This window comes from Pseudomonas sp. CFBP 5748 (genome assembly GCF_053850495.1).
The window spans coordinates 572144-587845 of the sequence record NZ_JBSPTN010000002.1; the positions used below are offsets into that span (position 1 = coordinate 572144).

General features: G+C 61.0%; 13 protein-coding genes and 2 pseudogenes. 6 read left to right on the plus strand and 9 right to left on the minus strand.

Going from position 1 to position 15702, the window contains the following annotated elements; translation table 11 throughout:
* Positions 1–117: 117 nt before the first annotated feature.
* Both ACWNZ1_RS07220 and ACWNZ1_RS07225 read left to right on the plus strand, forming a co-directional pair.
* Positions 118–333 (plus strand): annotated as a pseudogene (locus ACWNZ1_RS07220) (EamA family transporter); the annotation flags it as partial.
* A 37-nt stretch (positions 334–370) separates the two neighbouring features.
* Positions 371–520, plus strand: a pseudogene (locus ACWNZ1_RS07225) (NAD(P)-dependent oxidoreductase); the annotation flags it as partial.
* Positions 521–547: 27 nt separating this feature from the next.
* Here the strand turns inward: ACWNZ1_RS07225 and ACWNZ1_RS07230 are convergent.
* Positions 548–1432, minus strand: coding sequence for a LysR family transcriptional regulator (locus ACWNZ1_RS07230; RefSeq protein WP_256452589.1), 885 nt, complete (start codon positions 1430–1432; stop codon positions 548–550).
* A 150-nt stretch (positions 1433–1582) separates the two neighbouring features.
* Between ACWNZ1_RS07230 and ACWNZ1_RS07235 the strand changes: the two genes are divergently transcribed.
* From ACWNZ1_RS07235 to ACWNZ1_RS07245, 3 genes are all read left to right on the plus strand, one after another.
* The gene (locus tag ACWNZ1_RS07235; RefSeq protein ID WP_135844803.1) at positions 1583–2785 is read left to right on the plus strand and encodes an MFS transporter; all 1203 of its coding nucleotides are present in this window, start codon (positions 1583–1585) and stop codon (positions 2783–2785) included.
* Between the two features lie 211 nt (positions 2786–2996).
* Positions 2997–3437 (plus strand): hypothetical protein, encoded by a 441-nt coding sequence (locus ACWNZ1_RS07240; protein WP_135844802.1) that lies wholly within the window; start codon positions 2997–2999, stop codon positions 3435–3437.
* 30 nt (positions 3438–3467) lie between these two features.
* Positions 3468–6395, plus strand: coding sequence for a DUF4132 domain-containing protein (locus tag ACWNZ1_RS07245; RefSeq protein ID WP_256452588.1), 2928 nt, complete (start codon positions 3468–3470; stop codon positions 6393–6395).
* A 193-nt stretch (positions 6396–6588) separates the two neighbouring features.
* Here ACWNZ1_RS07245 and ACWNZ1_RS07250 read toward each other — a convergent pair whose 3' ends face one another.
* From ACWNZ1_RS07250 to ACWNZ1_RS07285, 8 genes are read right to left on the minus strand one after another with little or no spacing between them, the layout of a single operon-like run.
* On the minus strand, positions 6589–7779 hold the full coding sequence (locus tag ACWNZ1_RS07250; protein ID WP_135844800.1) for an ABC transporter substrate-binding protein: 1191 nt from the start codon (positions 7777–7779) through the stop codon (positions 6589–6591).
* Positions 7776–8750, minus strand: coding sequence for a CobW family GTP-binding protein (locus ACWNZ1_RS07255; RefSeq protein ID WP_456027525.1), 975 nt, complete (start codon positions 8748–8750; stop codon positions 7776–7778). Before ACWNZ1_RS07255 ends, ACWNZ1_RS07250 begins: the two co-directional genes overlap by 4 nt.
* Positions 8747–9046, minus strand: coding sequence for a hypothetical protein (locus ACWNZ1_RS07260; protein ID WP_456027526.1), 300 nt, complete (start codon positions 9044–9046; stop codon positions 8747–8749). The genes ACWNZ1_RS07255 and ACWNZ1_RS07260 overlap by 4 nt, the downstream gene beginning before the upstream one ends.
* A 13-nt stretch (positions 9047–9059) precedes the next feature.
* Positions 9060–9809, minus strand: coding sequence for an SDR family NAD(P)-dependent oxidoreductase (locus ACWNZ1_RS07265; protein WP_256452586.1), 750 nt, complete (start codon positions 9807–9809; stop codon positions 9060–9062).
* A gap of 49 nt (positions 9810–9858) precedes the next feature.
* Complete coding sequence (locus ACWNZ1_RS07270) at positions 9859–10620, minus strand: SDR family NAD(P)-dependent oxidoreductase (protein WP_135844796.1); 762 nt, start codon at positions 10618–10620, stop codon at positions 9859–9861.
* Positions 10621–10630: 10 nt separating this feature from the next.
* Positions 10631–11971 carry an MFS transporter gene (locus ACWNZ1_RS07275; protein WP_135844795.1) on the minus strand — a complete coding sequence of 447 codons (1341 nt, stop codon included), beginning with the start codon at positions 11969–11971 and terminating at the stop codon, positions 10631–10633.
* A gap of 30 nt (positions 11972–12001) precedes the next feature.
* Positions 12002–12880, minus strand: a complete 879-nt coding sequence (locus tag ACWNZ1_RS07280) for a polysaccharide deacetylase family protein (protein WP_003234086.1) — start codon at positions 12878–12880, stop codon at positions 12002–12004.
* A 41-nt stretch (positions 12881–12921) separates the two neighbouring features.
* Complete coding sequence (locus tag ACWNZ1_RS07285) at positions 12922–14298, minus strand: amidase (protein WP_456027527.1); 1377 nt, start codon at positions 14296–14298, stop codon at positions 12922–12924.
* A gap of 343 nt (positions 14299–14641) precedes the next feature.
* Between ACWNZ1_RS07285 and ACWNZ1_RS07290 the strand changes: the two genes are divergently transcribed.
* Positions 14642–15634 (plus strand): GntR family transcriptional regulator, encoded by a 993-nt coding sequence (locus ACWNZ1_RS07290; RefSeq protein ID WP_406550163.1) that lies wholly within the window; start codon positions 14642–14644, stop codon positions 15632–15634.
* Positions 15635–15702 lie beyond the last annotated feature (68 nt).

The following is a 15702-nucleotide window of genomic DNA, read 5'->3' on the forward strand; positions in this document are numbered from 1 at the left end:
AGAACGCTTCACCTTCGACACAATGGCGAGCGGATATACCGGGAGCCGGGCACGCCATCGACGCCTGAACGACATCAATCAGCCCTCTCGCGCATCGGCCAGGCGTAAGCGATCTACTTGACCGCCCTGTTCGGCGGGCTGGTCTCCTTGCTGGCCTATGGAATAGTCATCTACGCCATGAACGAAGCGCCCTTGGGGGCGGTATCAGCCTTGCGCGAAACCAGCGTGCTGTTTGCGGCGTTGATTGGCTACGTGTTCCTCGGCGAGACACTGACCGCTCGCCGGCTCCTGGCGTGCGCAGTGATCGCCAGCGGCACCCTCATCATCGGCTGACATGGCCAAATTCTCACCGTAGCAGGGGGTACTCTCGATGAAAAACGTCTCGCAGGCACCGCTGATTCTGATAACCGGCGGCGGCCGCGGAGCGGGTGCCGCCACCGCGCGGCTAGCCGCCTCACAAGGCTATGACGTCGCGATCAGCTACGTTGCCAACGAGCCCGCGGCGCTGGCGGTGGCGGCTCAACACGGGGCCAAATGAGTAGCAGGCTCAGCGCTTGAACAGCTCCGCGTTCATGAAATCAATGAACACCCGAAGCTTCGGTGCCAGGTGCTTGCTGGAGGGCCATAGCATCCGGAAGGTGCTCTGGTGCTGATTGAAATCGTCCAGGACGGTGACCAGTTCACCGTTAGCGAGGGCATCACGCACGGTAAAATCCGGCACACAGGCGATCCCCAATGCATCACGCACGACATGAAGCAAGGCCTCGGTGGTGTTGCAGAGCAGGGTTGCCGGGAGGTTGAGCTCAGTCTCGCCTGCTTGCCTGACTGGCCAGACCTGCAGCCTGCCAGTGCTGGGGAATTTATAGAGCAGGCAGGCATGCTGCAGCAGATCCGTAGGCACCTTCGGCGTACCGTGTTTGGCGAAGTACTGGGGTGAACCGACCACCAGCAGCTTGAACGTGCCCAATGGACGCGACATCAGCCGGGAGTCATTCGGCTCCCCGGTACGAATCACCACATCGAAACCTTCCTCGATGATGTCCACCAACCGATCGGAAAAATCCAGGTCCAGTTCAATGCTCGGGTAGCGACGCATGAAGGCGATCAGCGTGGGCATGATCAAATCCGCAACCAGCGGCACACTCACCCGCAGCTTGCCCCGTGGCGCTTTCCGGGTTTCGGACAACTCCAATTCCGCCGCTTCCACTTCGCAGAGAATGCGCCGACAACGCTCGAGAAAAAGCGCGCCCTCCGCCGTCAGCGTGATGCTCCGCGTGCTGCGGTGAAACAGCCGTACGCCCAGGCGTGTCTCCAGCCGGGCGACACTTTTGCCCACCGCCGAGGACGAAATACCCAGCGCTCGCCCGGCCTCCGAAAAGCTGCGGGTTTCAGCGGCCCGAACAAAAAAATCAATCCCGCTTAACGATGCCATGACAACCCCATTGCGGACATTTTTTCCGATGTGTTACGTACTCTAGCATTCTTGTCTCATCCAAGGCAGGCACCTACCGTAGTGGCCAGTACCGACCCCGTAATTGACGACACCGTCGAGTGCGTCAACAGCGCCGCCAAAAGGTGAACCATGACGATTGCCAATACCCACATCGAGCTCCCTCCAGACGTTGCGCAAGCCCCTGCGCCACTGCCCATCGGATCATTGTTTGCCCTGGCGTTGGCCGCATTCATTACGATCCTGACCGAAGCATTGCCCGCCGGCCTGCTCACTCAGATCAGCGAAGGGCTGGCCATTTCCGAGGCGCTCGCGGGCCAGTGGGTGACGGTCTATGCCATCGGCTCGTTACTCGCGGCTATCCCACTGACGGCAGCCACCCAAGGCATGCGGCGACGGTCGCTGCTGTTGTCCGCGATCGCGGGCTTTGCCGTTGCCAACACGGTTACGGCGCTTTCAACCAGCTACGGCTTGACGATCATTGCCCGTATGCTGGGTGGCGTTTCAGCCGGGCTGCTCTGGGCATTGTTGGCAGGCTATGCCGCCCGCATGGTGCCAGAGAGCCAAAAAGGCCGAGCCATCGCGATCGCCATGGTCGGTGCGCCACTGGCATTATCCCTGGGTGTGCCTGCCGGGACCCTGCTCGGCAACCTGATCGGTTGGCGGATGAGCTTCGCGCTCATGAGCCTGTTTGCAATAGCCTTGATGGTCTGGGTGCGGCTGAAGGTGCCTGACTTCCCTGGCCAAACCGCCAACAAACGCTTTGGCTTGGGCCACGTCATCACGCTGCCGGGCGTTCGACCGGTCCTGTTCGTGGTGCTTTCGTTCGTGCTGGCACACAACATTCTCTTCACCTACATCGCCCCATTCCTAGGTGCGGCCGGACTGGCCGAGCGCACAGAGCAGGTGCTACTGGTTTTCGGCGTCACGTCACTACTGGGCATCTGGGTCGTCGGCGTACTGATTGATCGGCATCTTCGGCCATTGACGCTTGCCGGCACGACACTGTTCGCCATCGCGGCGTTGATGCTGTGGGTGAAGAACGACAACCTGGTTGTGATCTATATCGCGGTTGGGGCCTGGGGGATCGCTTTCGGAGGCGCGGGAACCTTGTTCCAGACTGCAATAGCCAAGACGTCGGGAGATGCGGCGGATGTCGCCCAGTCCATGTTGGTCACAGCCTGGAACCTGGCCATTGCGGGCGGCGGGATCATTGGGGGCGTGCTGCTGGATTACCTGGGCGTCGCTGCGTTTGCGCCGGCCCTGATCGCTCTTCTGATCATCACGTTAACGGTGGTGTGGTCCGCCAGGCACCATGGTTTTCCACGCATCTAGGTTCCATTGGTGGCATGGCTCCAGCACGGGAAACATGAATTGTCCTCCCTGCAAATACGCCTGATGGTCAATGCTCGGGGTCTCCTGCGCCTGATACCGCCGGGCGCTGTTGAAATCGCAGCCACAACGCCGCCGCGCGATGAAGTTTATTGCAGACCGGGATATGCTAAGCGCCATCCGCCCGGCTGGCCTGGCTTGCAAGGAATGCGTCATGGAATTCGTGGTTCATAGCTATTGCCTGAAAGGCGCACGCCAGGAGCCTTTGCTGCCCCCTGTCACCCTGACACCGACCTCGTTGACCTTGACGGTCGCCGAGCTCATTCGCCTGACCGTTGCCGAACAGATCGCCGCACTGTCGGTCCAGCACTGGCTGGCACACGTGTCGGTGCGTGAAGTGCTCGACCGCCAATACCTGAGCGAGCGGGACATTCTTCAGCAAGCCAGTGAAGGCGCGGTTGTCATGCCTCAGCCTAGCGCGTCTCCAGACCTGGATGTCGGCGTTGAGGTCGAGCGCGCCTTGAAGGGTTTTGAAACCCGTGCGTTCCGCGTTCTGCACAACGGCGTCATGCTGCAAAGACTCGATGAGTCAATCGAGTTGAGCCCCCCTTCCTCGCTCGCGTTTATCCGCCTGGTGCCGCTGATTGGCGGTTGATCCTCGTCGCTCACTTCCTCGGATTCCCTCATGCAATCACGCCGTCCTGTGCCCGAACAAGCCACACGCCTCGCTGCGCTGCGAGCATTCTGCGATAGAGCGCTGGATGACTATCCCGAGCTCAGCCGACATGACGAATTCGAGCTCGATTTCTGGGACGGCATCGACTTCCTGCGCATAGCCGATGACTGGGTCAGGCAGCACCCCCAGGATGGCCCCAAAGCCCTGGCCGATGGTTTTGTGTTCCCGACCGTTTGGGACGATCTGGAAGACCGCCGCGATCAACAGCGCTATGGCCTGCAATATCGACTCTGCGATGCGTGGATCACTGCGCATCCGGATGCCTATGCCTTGGAGCAGATCGGCGCGCGACTGCAGCACATGCTGCAATTTGCCTTCGAGGACAGCGACTATCCATTGCCCACTGACGAAGATAGCCCTGCCTATTACCGAAGAAGTCCGGACCAGGCCTGGGCCTTCCCTGACGTTCAGGCTTGCATCAATCGCCTGAGCCATTACCCGTCCACCCCGGCCTGGCAGACCTTCGCCGAATGGTTGCTGGACGGCAGTTGGAACCGCGTGCAGCCCCCTTCCCCGCCTGATGAAGAACAAAGGAAAGTCGCCGACGCGTACATCTACGTGCACAAGGAAATCCAGCGCATCGCTCTGGGCCTGCTGGAAGCGGACCGCCTCGATTACCCGCGGTTCGTCCGGGCGGCCAATACCTGGGGCCGCGCCATGATGTTCTACTCGGACGACACAGGACTGGACAGCGATGATGTGGACCTGAATCAGTACGCCGATGAAGCATTCGACGAGGGCACTTCAGACGACGAGGCTCCGGAAGACGAAGGCATCGATGATGAGTCGCCGCAGAGCGATGACATCCCCTCTGAAGAACCCGTTGCAGTGCATCCTATCCTGGCGAGCTTCACCGTTCGTTACGTCGAGGACGCCCTGGCTGGACTGCCCGATAATGCCGAGAAGCTGGCTGACACCTTCCGTTTGGTAGAGGTGTATCAGTCCCGCTGGCTGCTGCAGGCCCTGGCGGTCATCGAACGACTGGGCATGACGCCGGATGACTTCGATAGCTTCGGCGATACGGCCGCGGTGCTCCAATGCTTCCTACTGCTTCAGGATTTGCCCAGGACCCAATCGGCAGAGCTGCGCGCGGCGTTGTCCGGCTTTTCAAGAAACACCCTGCTCACCGCCCTGCCCTACGCCGGCCAAGCCAGCCGAGTGGTGCTCGACGCGCTCGGTTGGAGTGATCTGCAAGCCTTCCAGCGTGAATACCTGAACATTGCCCTGGCGCCTCGGTCCGGCTGGGGCAGCGACCTGCCCAATACGCCGGATGAAACAGTGGGTGTGGTGGACCGTTACCTGCTGGACAAGGCCCTGGCCGAAGCCGACCCAGACCACCTGCGCGAATACCTCGCGGCGCTCGAACCCTCGCACTGGGCGTTTCCCGAGACGCGTGTACTGCTCGACGCCTACCAGGGCATCGGCCGACCGGCGCTGGAAAAGAAATTGACCCGCCACGCACAGCCGGCAATGCGCATCTATGGCGTACTGCCCGTCACGGGACCGGACGACGTACGCCAGCGCTATCTGACGCTCAAGAAACTGCACAAAGAGGTGCGTAAATACGGCGCTCAACGACAGGCCAACTCCCATGCAGCGGTGCAGGCAGGACTGGAAAACCTGGCGCGTGTCGCCGGTTATCCCTCAGCGATTCGCCTGGAATGGGCCATGGAATCGGAGATCGCCGAATCCGCCCTGACGGCCGCCACCATCGATGGCTATGACATCACGCTCGTCATCGACGGCTTGTCGCCTACGTTGCACATCTGCAAAGCCGGCAAGACGCTCAAAAGCGCACCACCTGCGATTCGCAAGCACGCCGACTTCGTCGCGCTCAAAACGCAGCAGGCCCAGCTCAAGGAACAGATCGCACGCTTCTGCCGTACCCTGGAAGCGATGATGAGCAGCGGCGAAACCCTGGCGCTGGACGACCTGAAGCCACTGTTGAAAATGCCGGCGGTTCGCCTGCTGCTGGAGCAACTGATCGTGCAGGCCGACGACGCTGCGCTGGGCTGGCTCGATGCCGCGACGCTGACGGTGACTGACCTTGAAGGCCGCCAACACGTCGCTGAAAAGAACCTGCGTATTGCGCACCCTTTTCATCTGTTCACGGCAGGGCAACTGTCGGCCTGGCAGAAAGAAGTGGTCAACCATCGCCGCGTGCAGCCGTTCAAACAGGCCTTTCGCGAGCTGTACCTGCTGACACCTGCCGAACGAGACACCGGCCTGTGGTCCAACCGATTTGCCGGCCACCGCCTGAAAGGCAAAGTCGCCGCCCGGTTGCTGCAGGTGCGCAACTGGTCGACCTCAAGCGTCGAGGACATCTATTACGAGAGCAAAGAGCACGGCATTTACGCCCTGTTCAACTTTCTGGATACCGGCCATTACCTCTCGGAAACAGAGCACTTTACCTTCGACACGATTGCGTTCTACCGCGACCAGAAAGCCATGCCCCTTGAGCAAGTACCGCCGCTGCTGTTCTCAGAAATCATGCGCGACGCCGACCTGCTGGTCTCCGTGGCCCACGCCGCAGACAGCTACAGCACCAGCAACGAAACCCTGCAACGACGCACCGAACTGGTTGGCGAGTTGATTCAGGGGCTAGGGTTGCGAAACGTTAAATGTGAAGGGCATTTTCTGCACATTACCGGCCAGCGTGCGAACTACCGCATTCATCTGGGCAGCGCAGCCATCCATATCGAACCGGGCAACTACCTGTGCATCGTACCCGCCGGCAGCAGCCTCACGGAGTTCTACCTGCCGTTCGCCGACACCGACAAGAAAATGGCCGAGGTGCTGAGCAAGATGTTTCTGTTGCTGGACGACATGAACATCACCGACAGCCAGATACTGGAGCAGATACAGCGCAGCGGCTGATGTCGGCCTTTGCTGTGCGAAAACGCTGTGTCAGGGAGACAAAGTGGCATCTCCCCAGAGTCAGGGCCAGATGCTCATCTCGCGGTCCAAGCTGCTCCAGCAACAAACCAATTCAATGCACGCCCGAATTCGAGACTCTCATTCGGCACTCAAACGCACTCGATGACGGTATTGCCTGGCCAGGTTCAGAAACTCATGGCCTGCGGGAGCTTTTCGCCCCCGCCCGTAAAATATCGCTCCAGCGACGCACCAGATAGTTGTGCTCATCCATTACTGCATTCCAAACAGCGATATGCCCCATCCGCTGCTCATAGGAACCACCATCGCGCACATCACCGATGTCAATCAGCGGCAAACCGTCACTGCCCAGTAACTCCTCCCGCGCAGGTTGACCGGCGTACCAGTAATCCCACTCGGCACTGCTCAGATGGTCGCGGCTGCGCGCCGGATTGCCGATGTAGTAACCCTGGCGCGCCATCACCGCGCCGGGCCAGCCGGACAACCACCAATTGAGGTAGGCGTAGGCCGCATCCAGCACCGGGCCCTGGGCGTGACGCGACAATGACAAACCGCCGAACCAGGCGCGGTAGCCCTCGCGAGGCACCGCCAGGCGGTATTTCACCCCAGCGCGATGCAGGCGCATCAAGGTCGGCGACCACAGGCTCTGGATATCGATGCTCGGGCTGAGCATCAATTGTGCGGCCTCCTCATCATCGGACCAGAATGCCGCAAAGTGTCCTTCCCGCTGTTTGCGCACCAGGATGTCGGCCAGCACATCGATCTCTTCGATGCTCATATTGCCGATGTCCTTGAAGCTGGCCAGCCCCGCACCCTGCACCGCCAGCGCGGCATCCAGGGCGCCGATGGCGGCGTCGCTTTGCAGAGCGGTGCGCGCGCTCCACGCGGGGTCCAGCAACCAGCCCCAGCTTTCATTGTCGTGGGAAAAACCGTCGGGCAAGCGTTCGGGGCGGTAAGCGAAACTGTCGGCGTTATGGGTCAGGGGCAGCATGCTGATGCGTTCGGTGACGGTGCTGCCGAGGCTGCCATCGTGCTGCACGAACAGGCGTTCGCTGGGCACGCTGCCGCTGCCCAGCCGGTCATCGGGCGACAGCCGCCCGCGCTTGGGCAGGTCGTTGATCTCATGCCACAACGCAATGCGCCGCGTGTCGATGGGTTGGATCGCCCGGGCCGGCCATACGAAGTCGACGTTGTGGAACCATTGGTCGTACAGGTCGTAGCTGTCGGGCTGCATCACCGCGATGCGCTGGGCCTGTTCAACGTCGTGCACCTGGTACACCAGGCGAATGCCTAGTTCCTGTTCAGCGCGAACGCGCAGGCATTCGAGCAAGGTCACTGAGGTGCCGAGGACGCGGAGTGTGATCATGCGGCGAACCGCCGGGAGAACACGTCAAAGGAGCGCCGCAGCAGCACGGGATCGAGGCCACGCAGGATAAACACCAGACGCGATTGCCGATCAGTGCCCGGCCAGGCAGGCAGGTGCACCGGGGCATGCAAGCAATGCTGCACACCATGAATGACGATGGGGGAGTTACTGGCGTTCACGTTGAGCAGCCCTTTGACACGAAGGATTCGTTCGCCGTGACATCTTAACAGCATCGACAACCACACCCCGAAACCCACCCAGTCCAGCGGTTGGTCGAAGGTCAGGCTGCACACTTGCGCAGCGCCATGGGTGGCCGTGGTGGTTTGATGCAGTTGCCAACGGCTAACCTCCACGGCGGGTTCGGCACTCCGCAAGCCTTCGCCTAGCAGCAGTTGGTCGCCACTGTGGATGTCCTGGGTATCGAGGATCGGCGTGCCGGTATTGAGCGCCTGCAAGTGCGCGCGCAGTGAAGCACAGTCACCCGCCAGGTCGGTCTTGCTCAGCAGCAAACGGTCCGCCGCTGCCACCTGGGCCAGCCATTCAGGGTGCAGGCGCTCTTGCAGCGCGGCGTGGCTGGCGTCTACGAGAGTGACCACCAGGCCGATATGAAAACGCCCGCGCAGCTGCACATCGTTGTTCAAGGTGGCAAGAATTGGCGCGGGGTCGGCCAGGCCGGTGGTTTCCAGGATCACCCGTTTGAACGCCGGGATTTCGCCACGCTCACGGCGTTGCAGCAGGCCAAGCAGTGCGTCTTTCAGCTCGCCCCGGATCGAGCAGCACACGCAGCCGCTGGGCAGCAGCACGGTGTCCGGCGCGACCTCTTCCACCAACAGGTGATCAATGCCGACGTCACCGAATTCGTTGATCAGCAACGCGGTATCGCCAAGACTTTCGCCTTGCAGCAGGCGTTTGAGCAAGGTGGTTTTACCGCTGCCGAGGAAACCGGTGATCACATTTAGGGCGATGCTCATGTGTCTGACTCCAAGTGCTCCAACAGCCGATGATCGAGGGGGTCCAAGGGCCGGCCGAGCATGGTTTCGGCCGCCTGCCAGAGTTGGTCCAGGCCACTCGCCAACGCCTGTTTACCGGTGGCACCCAACAACAGATAAGAGGCGCCCTGGAAATCCTCGACCTTGAGCCGGAACACCGCCAGTACCTGATTGATCGCGGCGATACGGCGCAGGCGTTCGCGGCGCCTGGGCAGCTCATCGCCCAACGGGTCGCTCCAGTGCAGGTTTTCGCCAAGCAATCCGCAGAGTCCGCACACGGCTACACCCCGCTCATGGCATGACATCGCCGGAGTTCGGGCCCAGGGTCTGGCCGACGAACAGATTGCCACCCGGCTCGCTGGCCAATAGCACCGCCGTCGGCGCAACTTCATCGGCCAGGCCGAAACGGCCCAGGGGTAGCTCGGCGGCCTTGGCACGTTTCCAGTCGTCACTGATACCGCCCACCAGGGGCGTTTCAATGGGCCCCGGTGCGATGGCATTGACCAACACATTGTCCTTGGCCACTTCCAAGGCCAGGGACTTGGTAAAGCCGATCACCCCGGCCTTGGCGGCGGCGTAATGAGTCAGTTCGGCGCCGCCCTTGATACCCAGTTGCGAGGCGACATTGATGATCCGCCCCCAGCGCTGCGCCACCATATGCGGCAAGGCGCGCTGACTGGCGACGAACACGCTGGTGAGATCGACGCGCAGCATGTCGTTCCACATCTCGATGGACAGGTCGACGCAGCGCGCCTGAGTGAGCATGCCGGCGTTGTTGACCAGGATGTCGATGCCGCCGAAATGCTCGACGCAACGGTCGACACTGGCCTGGGCGCCTTCGACAGTGCCCACGTCGGCCAGGCATTCGAAAACTTCGGCGCCGAGGCTGCGGCAGGTGATGGCTGTTTGCGCGAGGCTTGCGGCGTTGCGGTCGGCCAACAACAGCCGTGCACCTTCAGTCGCATAGGCGCGGGCGATGGCGGCACCGATGCCGCTGCCGGCACCGGTGATGACGGCGCGGCGGTTGGTTAGTTGAGGCATGTAAATTCTCCTGAAGCAAACACAGGTCCCACATTTGAATTGAGTACAGTCAGTCGGGCCAACGCACGGTCAGGCCACCGTCGATGACGATGCTCTGCCCAGTCAGGTAACTCGACGCTTCACTGGTCAGGAACTGCACCAGCGACGCCACCTCATCCGCCCGCCCTACTCGCCCCAACGGAATCGCCCGCGCGGCCTTGGCCAAACCCTCAGGCCCGAGGGAGTTCTTGGCATCCAGCGACTGCGGCGTCTCGATCAACCCAGGGATCACCGCATTACAGCGAATCCCCTTCGGCGCCAATTCCACTGCCAGCGAACGACACAACCCCGGCACGCCGGCCTTGGCCGCTGCGTAATGGCTGTGCTCTTGCCAGCCATATACGCCGCCGGCAATCGACGAAATCGCCACCAACGCACCGCCTTCCCCCATATGCCGAGTCGCCGCGCGAAAGGTGCGCATCACCCCCGTCAGGTCGACATTCAGCATTTCGTCCCACAGCGCATCGGTCATTTCCAGCAACGGCGCACGGCGCAGCAAGCCGGCGTTGGCCACCGCATAATCCAGCCGCCCAAAATGCTGTATTGCTTGCGCAGCCAGTGCGTCCACCGAGGCGGTATCGCCCACGTCCAACGGCAGCATCAGGCACTCGCCGCCAGCTGCTTCCACCAGGCTGACGGTGGTCTGCGGATCATGGGGGTCGGCCGGGTAATAACCGCCCACCACCGCCACGCCACTGCGCGCATAGGCCACGGCGAGGGCTTGGCCGATGCCGCTAGCGGCACCGGTAATCAAGGCAACTTTACAGCTCATCGACTACTCCTTACTGAACGGTTTCCGGGCGCACATGGCGCGCGGCAAACATCAGGACGCCGGACAAAAAGCACGGCACGGCGCCGAACCACAGCGCGGCGGTCTGCCAGTCGCTGCCGGCGGACAACACTTGGGTGGCACCAAACCCTGCGACCACCGCGCCAATCGGGCCCATGGCATGGATGATCGCGCCACCGGTGGCGCGGATGCTGGTGGGGAAACTTTCACTGATAAAGAACAGTGCCGCCGAATACGGCCCGATCAGGAAGAACAAGCCCAGGCTGTACAGCCCGACCACCATCGGCATATTGCTCGGGCCGAACAGCATCCCGGCAAACGACAGGCCGCCGAGCATCCAACCCAAGCCAATCACGTTGCGACGGCCGATCTTGTCGCCCATCCAGCCGTGGCTGAGGTAGCCGCAGTAACCCACCAGGTTCGACAACACGAGGATGATCAGCGAGTTCTCGAACGAGATGTGGTGCACGCTGACGATCACCGAAGTGCCGAGCACGCTGAACACCTGGATCGCCGCCCAATTGAGCAACAGCGCGGCGCCAATCACCAATGTGGCGCGGCGGGCCGGGCCACGGAACGCGGCTTTGAGGCCAGCCTTGCTGTGTTCGTCATAGTCCACGCCGTAGGTCACGGCGACGTTTTGCGCTTCGATCACGGCGCCGTTTTTACGCAACTGACTGATGCGTTCGTGGATCTGGAACTGCGGGCTCTCCTTGAGCTTGCGCGCCATGATCGCAATCACCACCGCCGGGATTGCGGCGAAGATGAAACACCCCTGCCAGCCGATGATCGGCAGCAACAGCGCTGTCAACCCGGCGGCGATCAACGCACCGACCGGCCAGCCGCCCTGCACCAGGCTGTAGATAAAGCCGCGACGTTTGGTCAGCCGTGGGTCTTCAGAGGCGCCATACAACTCGGTCAAATAGGTGGCATTGACGGTTTCTTCGGCATAGCCCAGGCCACCCAACGAACGGATCAGAATCAACGGCGACTTGCCCCACGCCCCACCGATTGCGGTCAGCGCCGAGCACAGGGCAGAACCGGCCACGGTGAAAATAATCCCTTTGCGCCGCCCCAGCCTGTCGACAATCGGGCCGATGGCCAGGGCGACGACGGCGGTACCCACCGCCACCCAGGTCGCGATTTCAGCCTGCTCCACTTCACCCCAGCCAAAGTGCCGGCCGATCTCCGGCAGCAAGGTGCCGAAGAGGATGAAGTCATACACCGCGAACACCCAGGCGAAAAACGCGATCCAGGTGGCGAAGCGTACTTCCTGGGACGTCAGTTGCCGGGGTTTCCAGCCAGTCAGGTCAAGCTTGTTGTAGATGGACATAAATCGCGCCTCGAGGGTGTGAGCAAAGGGTCAGGTACGGGGTTGGCGGCGGATAAAGTCGTCGGCGATTTCGTCAAAGGTGACGAAGCGCACGCCGGCATGGCTCTGGATGTGTTCGATCAGACGCTCAAGCATCAGCAGCACTTGTGGGCGGCCGGACACGTCGGGGTGGATGGTCATGGTGAACACCGCGTGTTCGTGTTCGCGGTAAACCCAGTCGAACTGGTCGCGCCACATTTCTTCCAGGTGACGCGGGTTGACGAAGCCGTGGCTGTTGGGAGCTTTCTTGATAAACATCATCGGCGGCAGGTCGTCGAGGTACCAGTTGGCCGGGATCTCTACCAAGTCGGTTTCTTCGCCGCGTACCAGGGGTTTCATCCAGGTATCGGGGTGCTGGCTGTAGTCGATCTTGGTCCAGCTATCGCCCTTGCGTACGTAGTAAGGGTGGAAGTCGTTGTGCATCAGGCTGTGGTCGTACTTGATGCCTTTTTTCAGCAGCAATTCGTTGGTGACCTTGCTGAATTCCCACCACGGCGCAACATAGCCGGTGGGGCGTTTGCCAGTGACCTGGGTGATCAGCTCGATGGATTTATCCAGGACGATCTCTTCCTGTTCGGCGGTCATCGCAATCGGATTTTCATGGCTGTAGCCATGCACGCCGATTTCGTGGCCGGCGTCGGCCACGGCCTTCATCTGCTCAGGAAAAGTTTCCATCGAGTGGCCGGGGATAAACCAGGTGGTGCGCAGGCCGTAGCGCTCGAACAGTTTGAGCAGGCGCGGCGCGCCGATTTCACCGGCGAACAGGCCACGGGAAATATCGTCAGGCGAATCCTCGCCACCATATGAGCCGAGCCAGCCTGCCACGGCGTCTACGTCGACGCCGAAGGCGCACAGAATGTCTTTAGCCATCATCTCTCTCCTGCGGATTTATCAGATCAATCGGGGGTGTTTCAGTGGTGGCGCAACGCGGCTTCAACCGCCAGCGCAGCTCGCAACAATCGCGAGTCTTCGCCCGGCGGCGCGCTTATCAACATGCCGGTGGGCAAACCGAGCGCATCGCAGCCGCTGGGCAATGACACACCCGGCATATCCAGCAAACTGCCGGGCATCGTCAGGCGCAACGTAGCGAGGTTGGTCTGCGTGAACAGCTCGTCATCGGCTTCCAGTGGCGCCAACGGCGGCGCCACATGGGCCACGCTTGGGGTAATCAAAAACGCGCCATCAAGCTCATCGGTGATTTGTTGCTGCAGGCGTTTGCGTGCGCCGTAGAGGTTGACCAACTGGCTGGCGGGGAATGCACGTGCCGCTTCCAGACGGCGCCGAACACGGGGGTCGAGTCGTGCGGCGGCATCACTGTCCAGCAGAGACTGATGCAGGGCAAAAGCCTCAGGAGCACCGAGCCAGCCTTGTTGCTCAATGAGCCCAAGTGCCGCCTGAAAGGCTGGCGAGGGTCGCAGGTCAATCAGCGCACCGTGATTTTTCAACACGCTCACGCATCGCAGCAGGTTGTCGCGCACCGCAGGCTCTATGCGCTCATCCTCAATGACCGCCTGATCAAGCCAAAATCGCTGCCCGGACAAATCTCGGGGGACGAGCGATGTCGGTTTGGCGCGCCCAAGCAGGATGTCGTCGATGGATAAGGTGTCGCGCACACTGCGTGTCAGAGGCCCCACGCTGTCGAGGGTATGCGCGAGCGGGAAGACGCCTTCGCGGCTGTAGCGTCTGCAACTGCTGCGAAATCCGACCAATCCGTTGAAGGCCGCTGGAATTCGGATGGAGCCAGCGGTGTCCGTGCCCATGGCGATCGGCACGATTCCCGCCGCGACGGCGACCGCTGAGCCTGAGGACGAGCCGCCCGGAATGCGTGGCTGGTCGAGGCCTACGGGATTACGCGGCGTGCCAAAATGGGGATTGAGTCCGAGGCCTGAGTAAGCAAATTCGCTAAGGTTGGTTTTCCCGACACTGACCATCCCGGCTCGCGCCAGTAGACCTACGACATTGGCGTCGAGCAGCGCTGGCGAAATGTCGCGGCGCACGGCTGCGCCTGCGGTTGTCGGACTGCCTGCGACGTCAAACAGGTCTTTCCATGCGATCGGCACGCCGTCCAGCGCGCTTGCCGGCTGTCCGGCCTTCCAGCGTGCGGCTGATGCGTGTGCTTCACGAAGGGCACGTGCCGAACAGAGGGAGATGAACACATCATCGACATCCGCCGTCTTAGCCAGCACTTTTTCCAACGCCTGAACCGGGTCACTCCTGCCCGACGCAAATGCTTCAGCCATCGCTAACGCATCGGCTACGGGCCTGATTTGAGAATTGGTGTCGGACATCTGACTCACTCAATAAATGTACATATTGTTAAAATGTACATTTTATAAAGGCAGATAACGTGCCAGAGTGAACATTAATCCGGGTCAGAGTAGGTGCCGAGGTGCGCGGCTTCAGTCAGACGACCGGATTAGACACCTTCAGCCACTATTAAAAACTCCCATTCGTAGTGCGCTATCGCCCAAGGTGAGGAAGCATCGCCAATGATGGACATTTTCAAAAAGATCCATTTTAGTGCAAGAAAGTAACAGGGGCCCCATGAACGCGCGCAGCGACGTAGCCCACGGTGACAATCGTACTTGTGCGAGAATTGCCCCCCTGCCCTTCGAGAAGCGTATGAAATCGATGACCGCCGAGGATTACCGCACCGCATCCCGCTACGCCATGATCCGGCAGGTCCTGCGTGACGCCATCGTTAACGCAGAGGTGGCTCAGGGACTCGTGCTGCTCGAAGCCCCCTTGGCTGACCTGTTTGGGACCAGCCGAGTGCCGGTGCGCAAAGCATTGAATCTGTTGCATGACGAAGGCTTGATCAGCCGATTTGATGGCCGCGGTTATTTGGTCAACCCGAAGGGGATTGAAGTGGAACCCCTGCGGCTAGCCCTCACCCACAAACAGCTCGGCCTTAATAGCAGCGAAGAATTGGTCGATACTCGGCCACTGGGCGAGCGGATATTCGATGAAATCGGCTCGGCTTTATCGACTTGCATTGCTTTTGGACACTATCGACTCGACGAGCAAATGGCCGCCGAGCATTACGGCGTCAGCCGAGCGGTAGTCCGCGAGGCGTTGATGCGTCTGCGTGATCGCGGCCTGGTGGAAAAGGAACCCTACTCCCAGTGGCTCGCCGGCCCGCTCACCGCCAGGGAAGTCACGGAAGACTACGAACTGCGCGCCTGTCTGGAGCCTGAGGCGTTACGCCAGAGTGCACCGGGGCTGAGCCGGGAGTCTCTTGAAGCAATGCTGGCTCGAGTTGCGCAAGCACAGAGCAATCCCCATTGCAGCCTGGCAGAGATCGAGCAACTGGAGGAGGACCTGCATTACCACTGCCTCGCCGGAATCACCAATCGCAAGATCGCTACATTGATCCGGCAGGGCCAGAGCCCCAGGATCATCAGTCGGATTTTCTACAGTCAGTTGGGTCTCGGTCCCGACGAAGCCATGCTGGCCGAGCACCGTTTGATTCTTGAGCTGCTGCTACACGGCGCATTCGACGCAGCGGCGCTGAACCTCAAGGAACACCTCCACCGCGCCCGCCAACGCATGTTGCAGCGGTTGAAAGTTCTGTCCGTGCTACCTGAGCAACAAGTGCCGGAGTATCTGACCAAACTGAGCTGAAAACACGTCCGAAGAGATTGAACAGCGGTCGTATGGTTAGACGCAAATGAAGTCGCCACCCTAGCTGC

Coding starts and splice junctions, on each gene's coding strand:
- ACWNZ1_RS07285 (WP_456027527.1), bottom strand. CDS start 14,298: ATGTCCGACACCAATTCTCAAATCAGGCCCGTAGCCGATGCGTTAGCG.
- ACWNZ1_RS07270 (WP_135844796.1), bottom strand. CDS start 10,620: ATGAGCTGTAAAGTTGCCTTGATTACCGGTGCCGCTAGCGGCATCGGC.
- ACWNZ1_RS07280 (WP_003234086.1), bottom strand. CDS start 12,880: ATGGCTAAAGACATTCTGTGCGCCTTCGGCGTCGACGTAGACGCCGTG.
- ACWNZ1_RS07265 (WP_256452586.1), bottom strand. CDS start 9,809: ATGCCTCAACTAACCAACCGCCGCGCCGTCATCACCGGTGCCGGCAGC.
- ACWNZ1_RS07240 (WP_135844802.1), top strand. CDS start 2,997: ATGGAATTCGTGGTTCATAGCTATTGCCTGAAAGGCGCACGCCAGGAG.
- ACWNZ1_RS07255 (WP_456027525.1), bottom strand. CDS start 8,750: ATGAGCATCGCCCTAAATGTGATCACCGGTTTCCTCGGCAGCGGTAAA.
- ACWNZ1_RS07230 (WP_256452589.1), bottom strand. CDS start 1,432: ATGGCATCGTTAAGCGGGATTGATTTTTTTGTTCGGGCCGCTGAAACC.
- ACWNZ1_RS07245 (WP_256452588.1), top strand. CDS start 3,468: ATGCAATCACGCCGTCCTGTGCCCGAACAAGCCACACGCCTCGCTGCG.
- ACWNZ1_RS07250 (WP_135844800.1), bottom strand. CDS start 7,779: ATGATCACACTCCGCGTCCTCGGCACCTCAGTGACCTTGCTCGAATGC.
- ACWNZ1_RS07290 (WP_406550163.1), top strand. CDS start 14,642: ATGACCGCCGAGGATTACCGCACCGCATCCCGCTACGCCATGATCCGG.
- ACWNZ1_RS07275 (WP_135844795.1), bottom strand. CDS start 11,971: ATGTCCATCTACAACAAGCTTGACCTGACTGGCTGGAAACCCCGGCAA.
- ACWNZ1_RS07235 (WP_135844803.1), top strand. CDS start 1,583: ATGACGATTGCCAATACCCACATCGAGCTCCCTCCAGACGTTGCGCAA.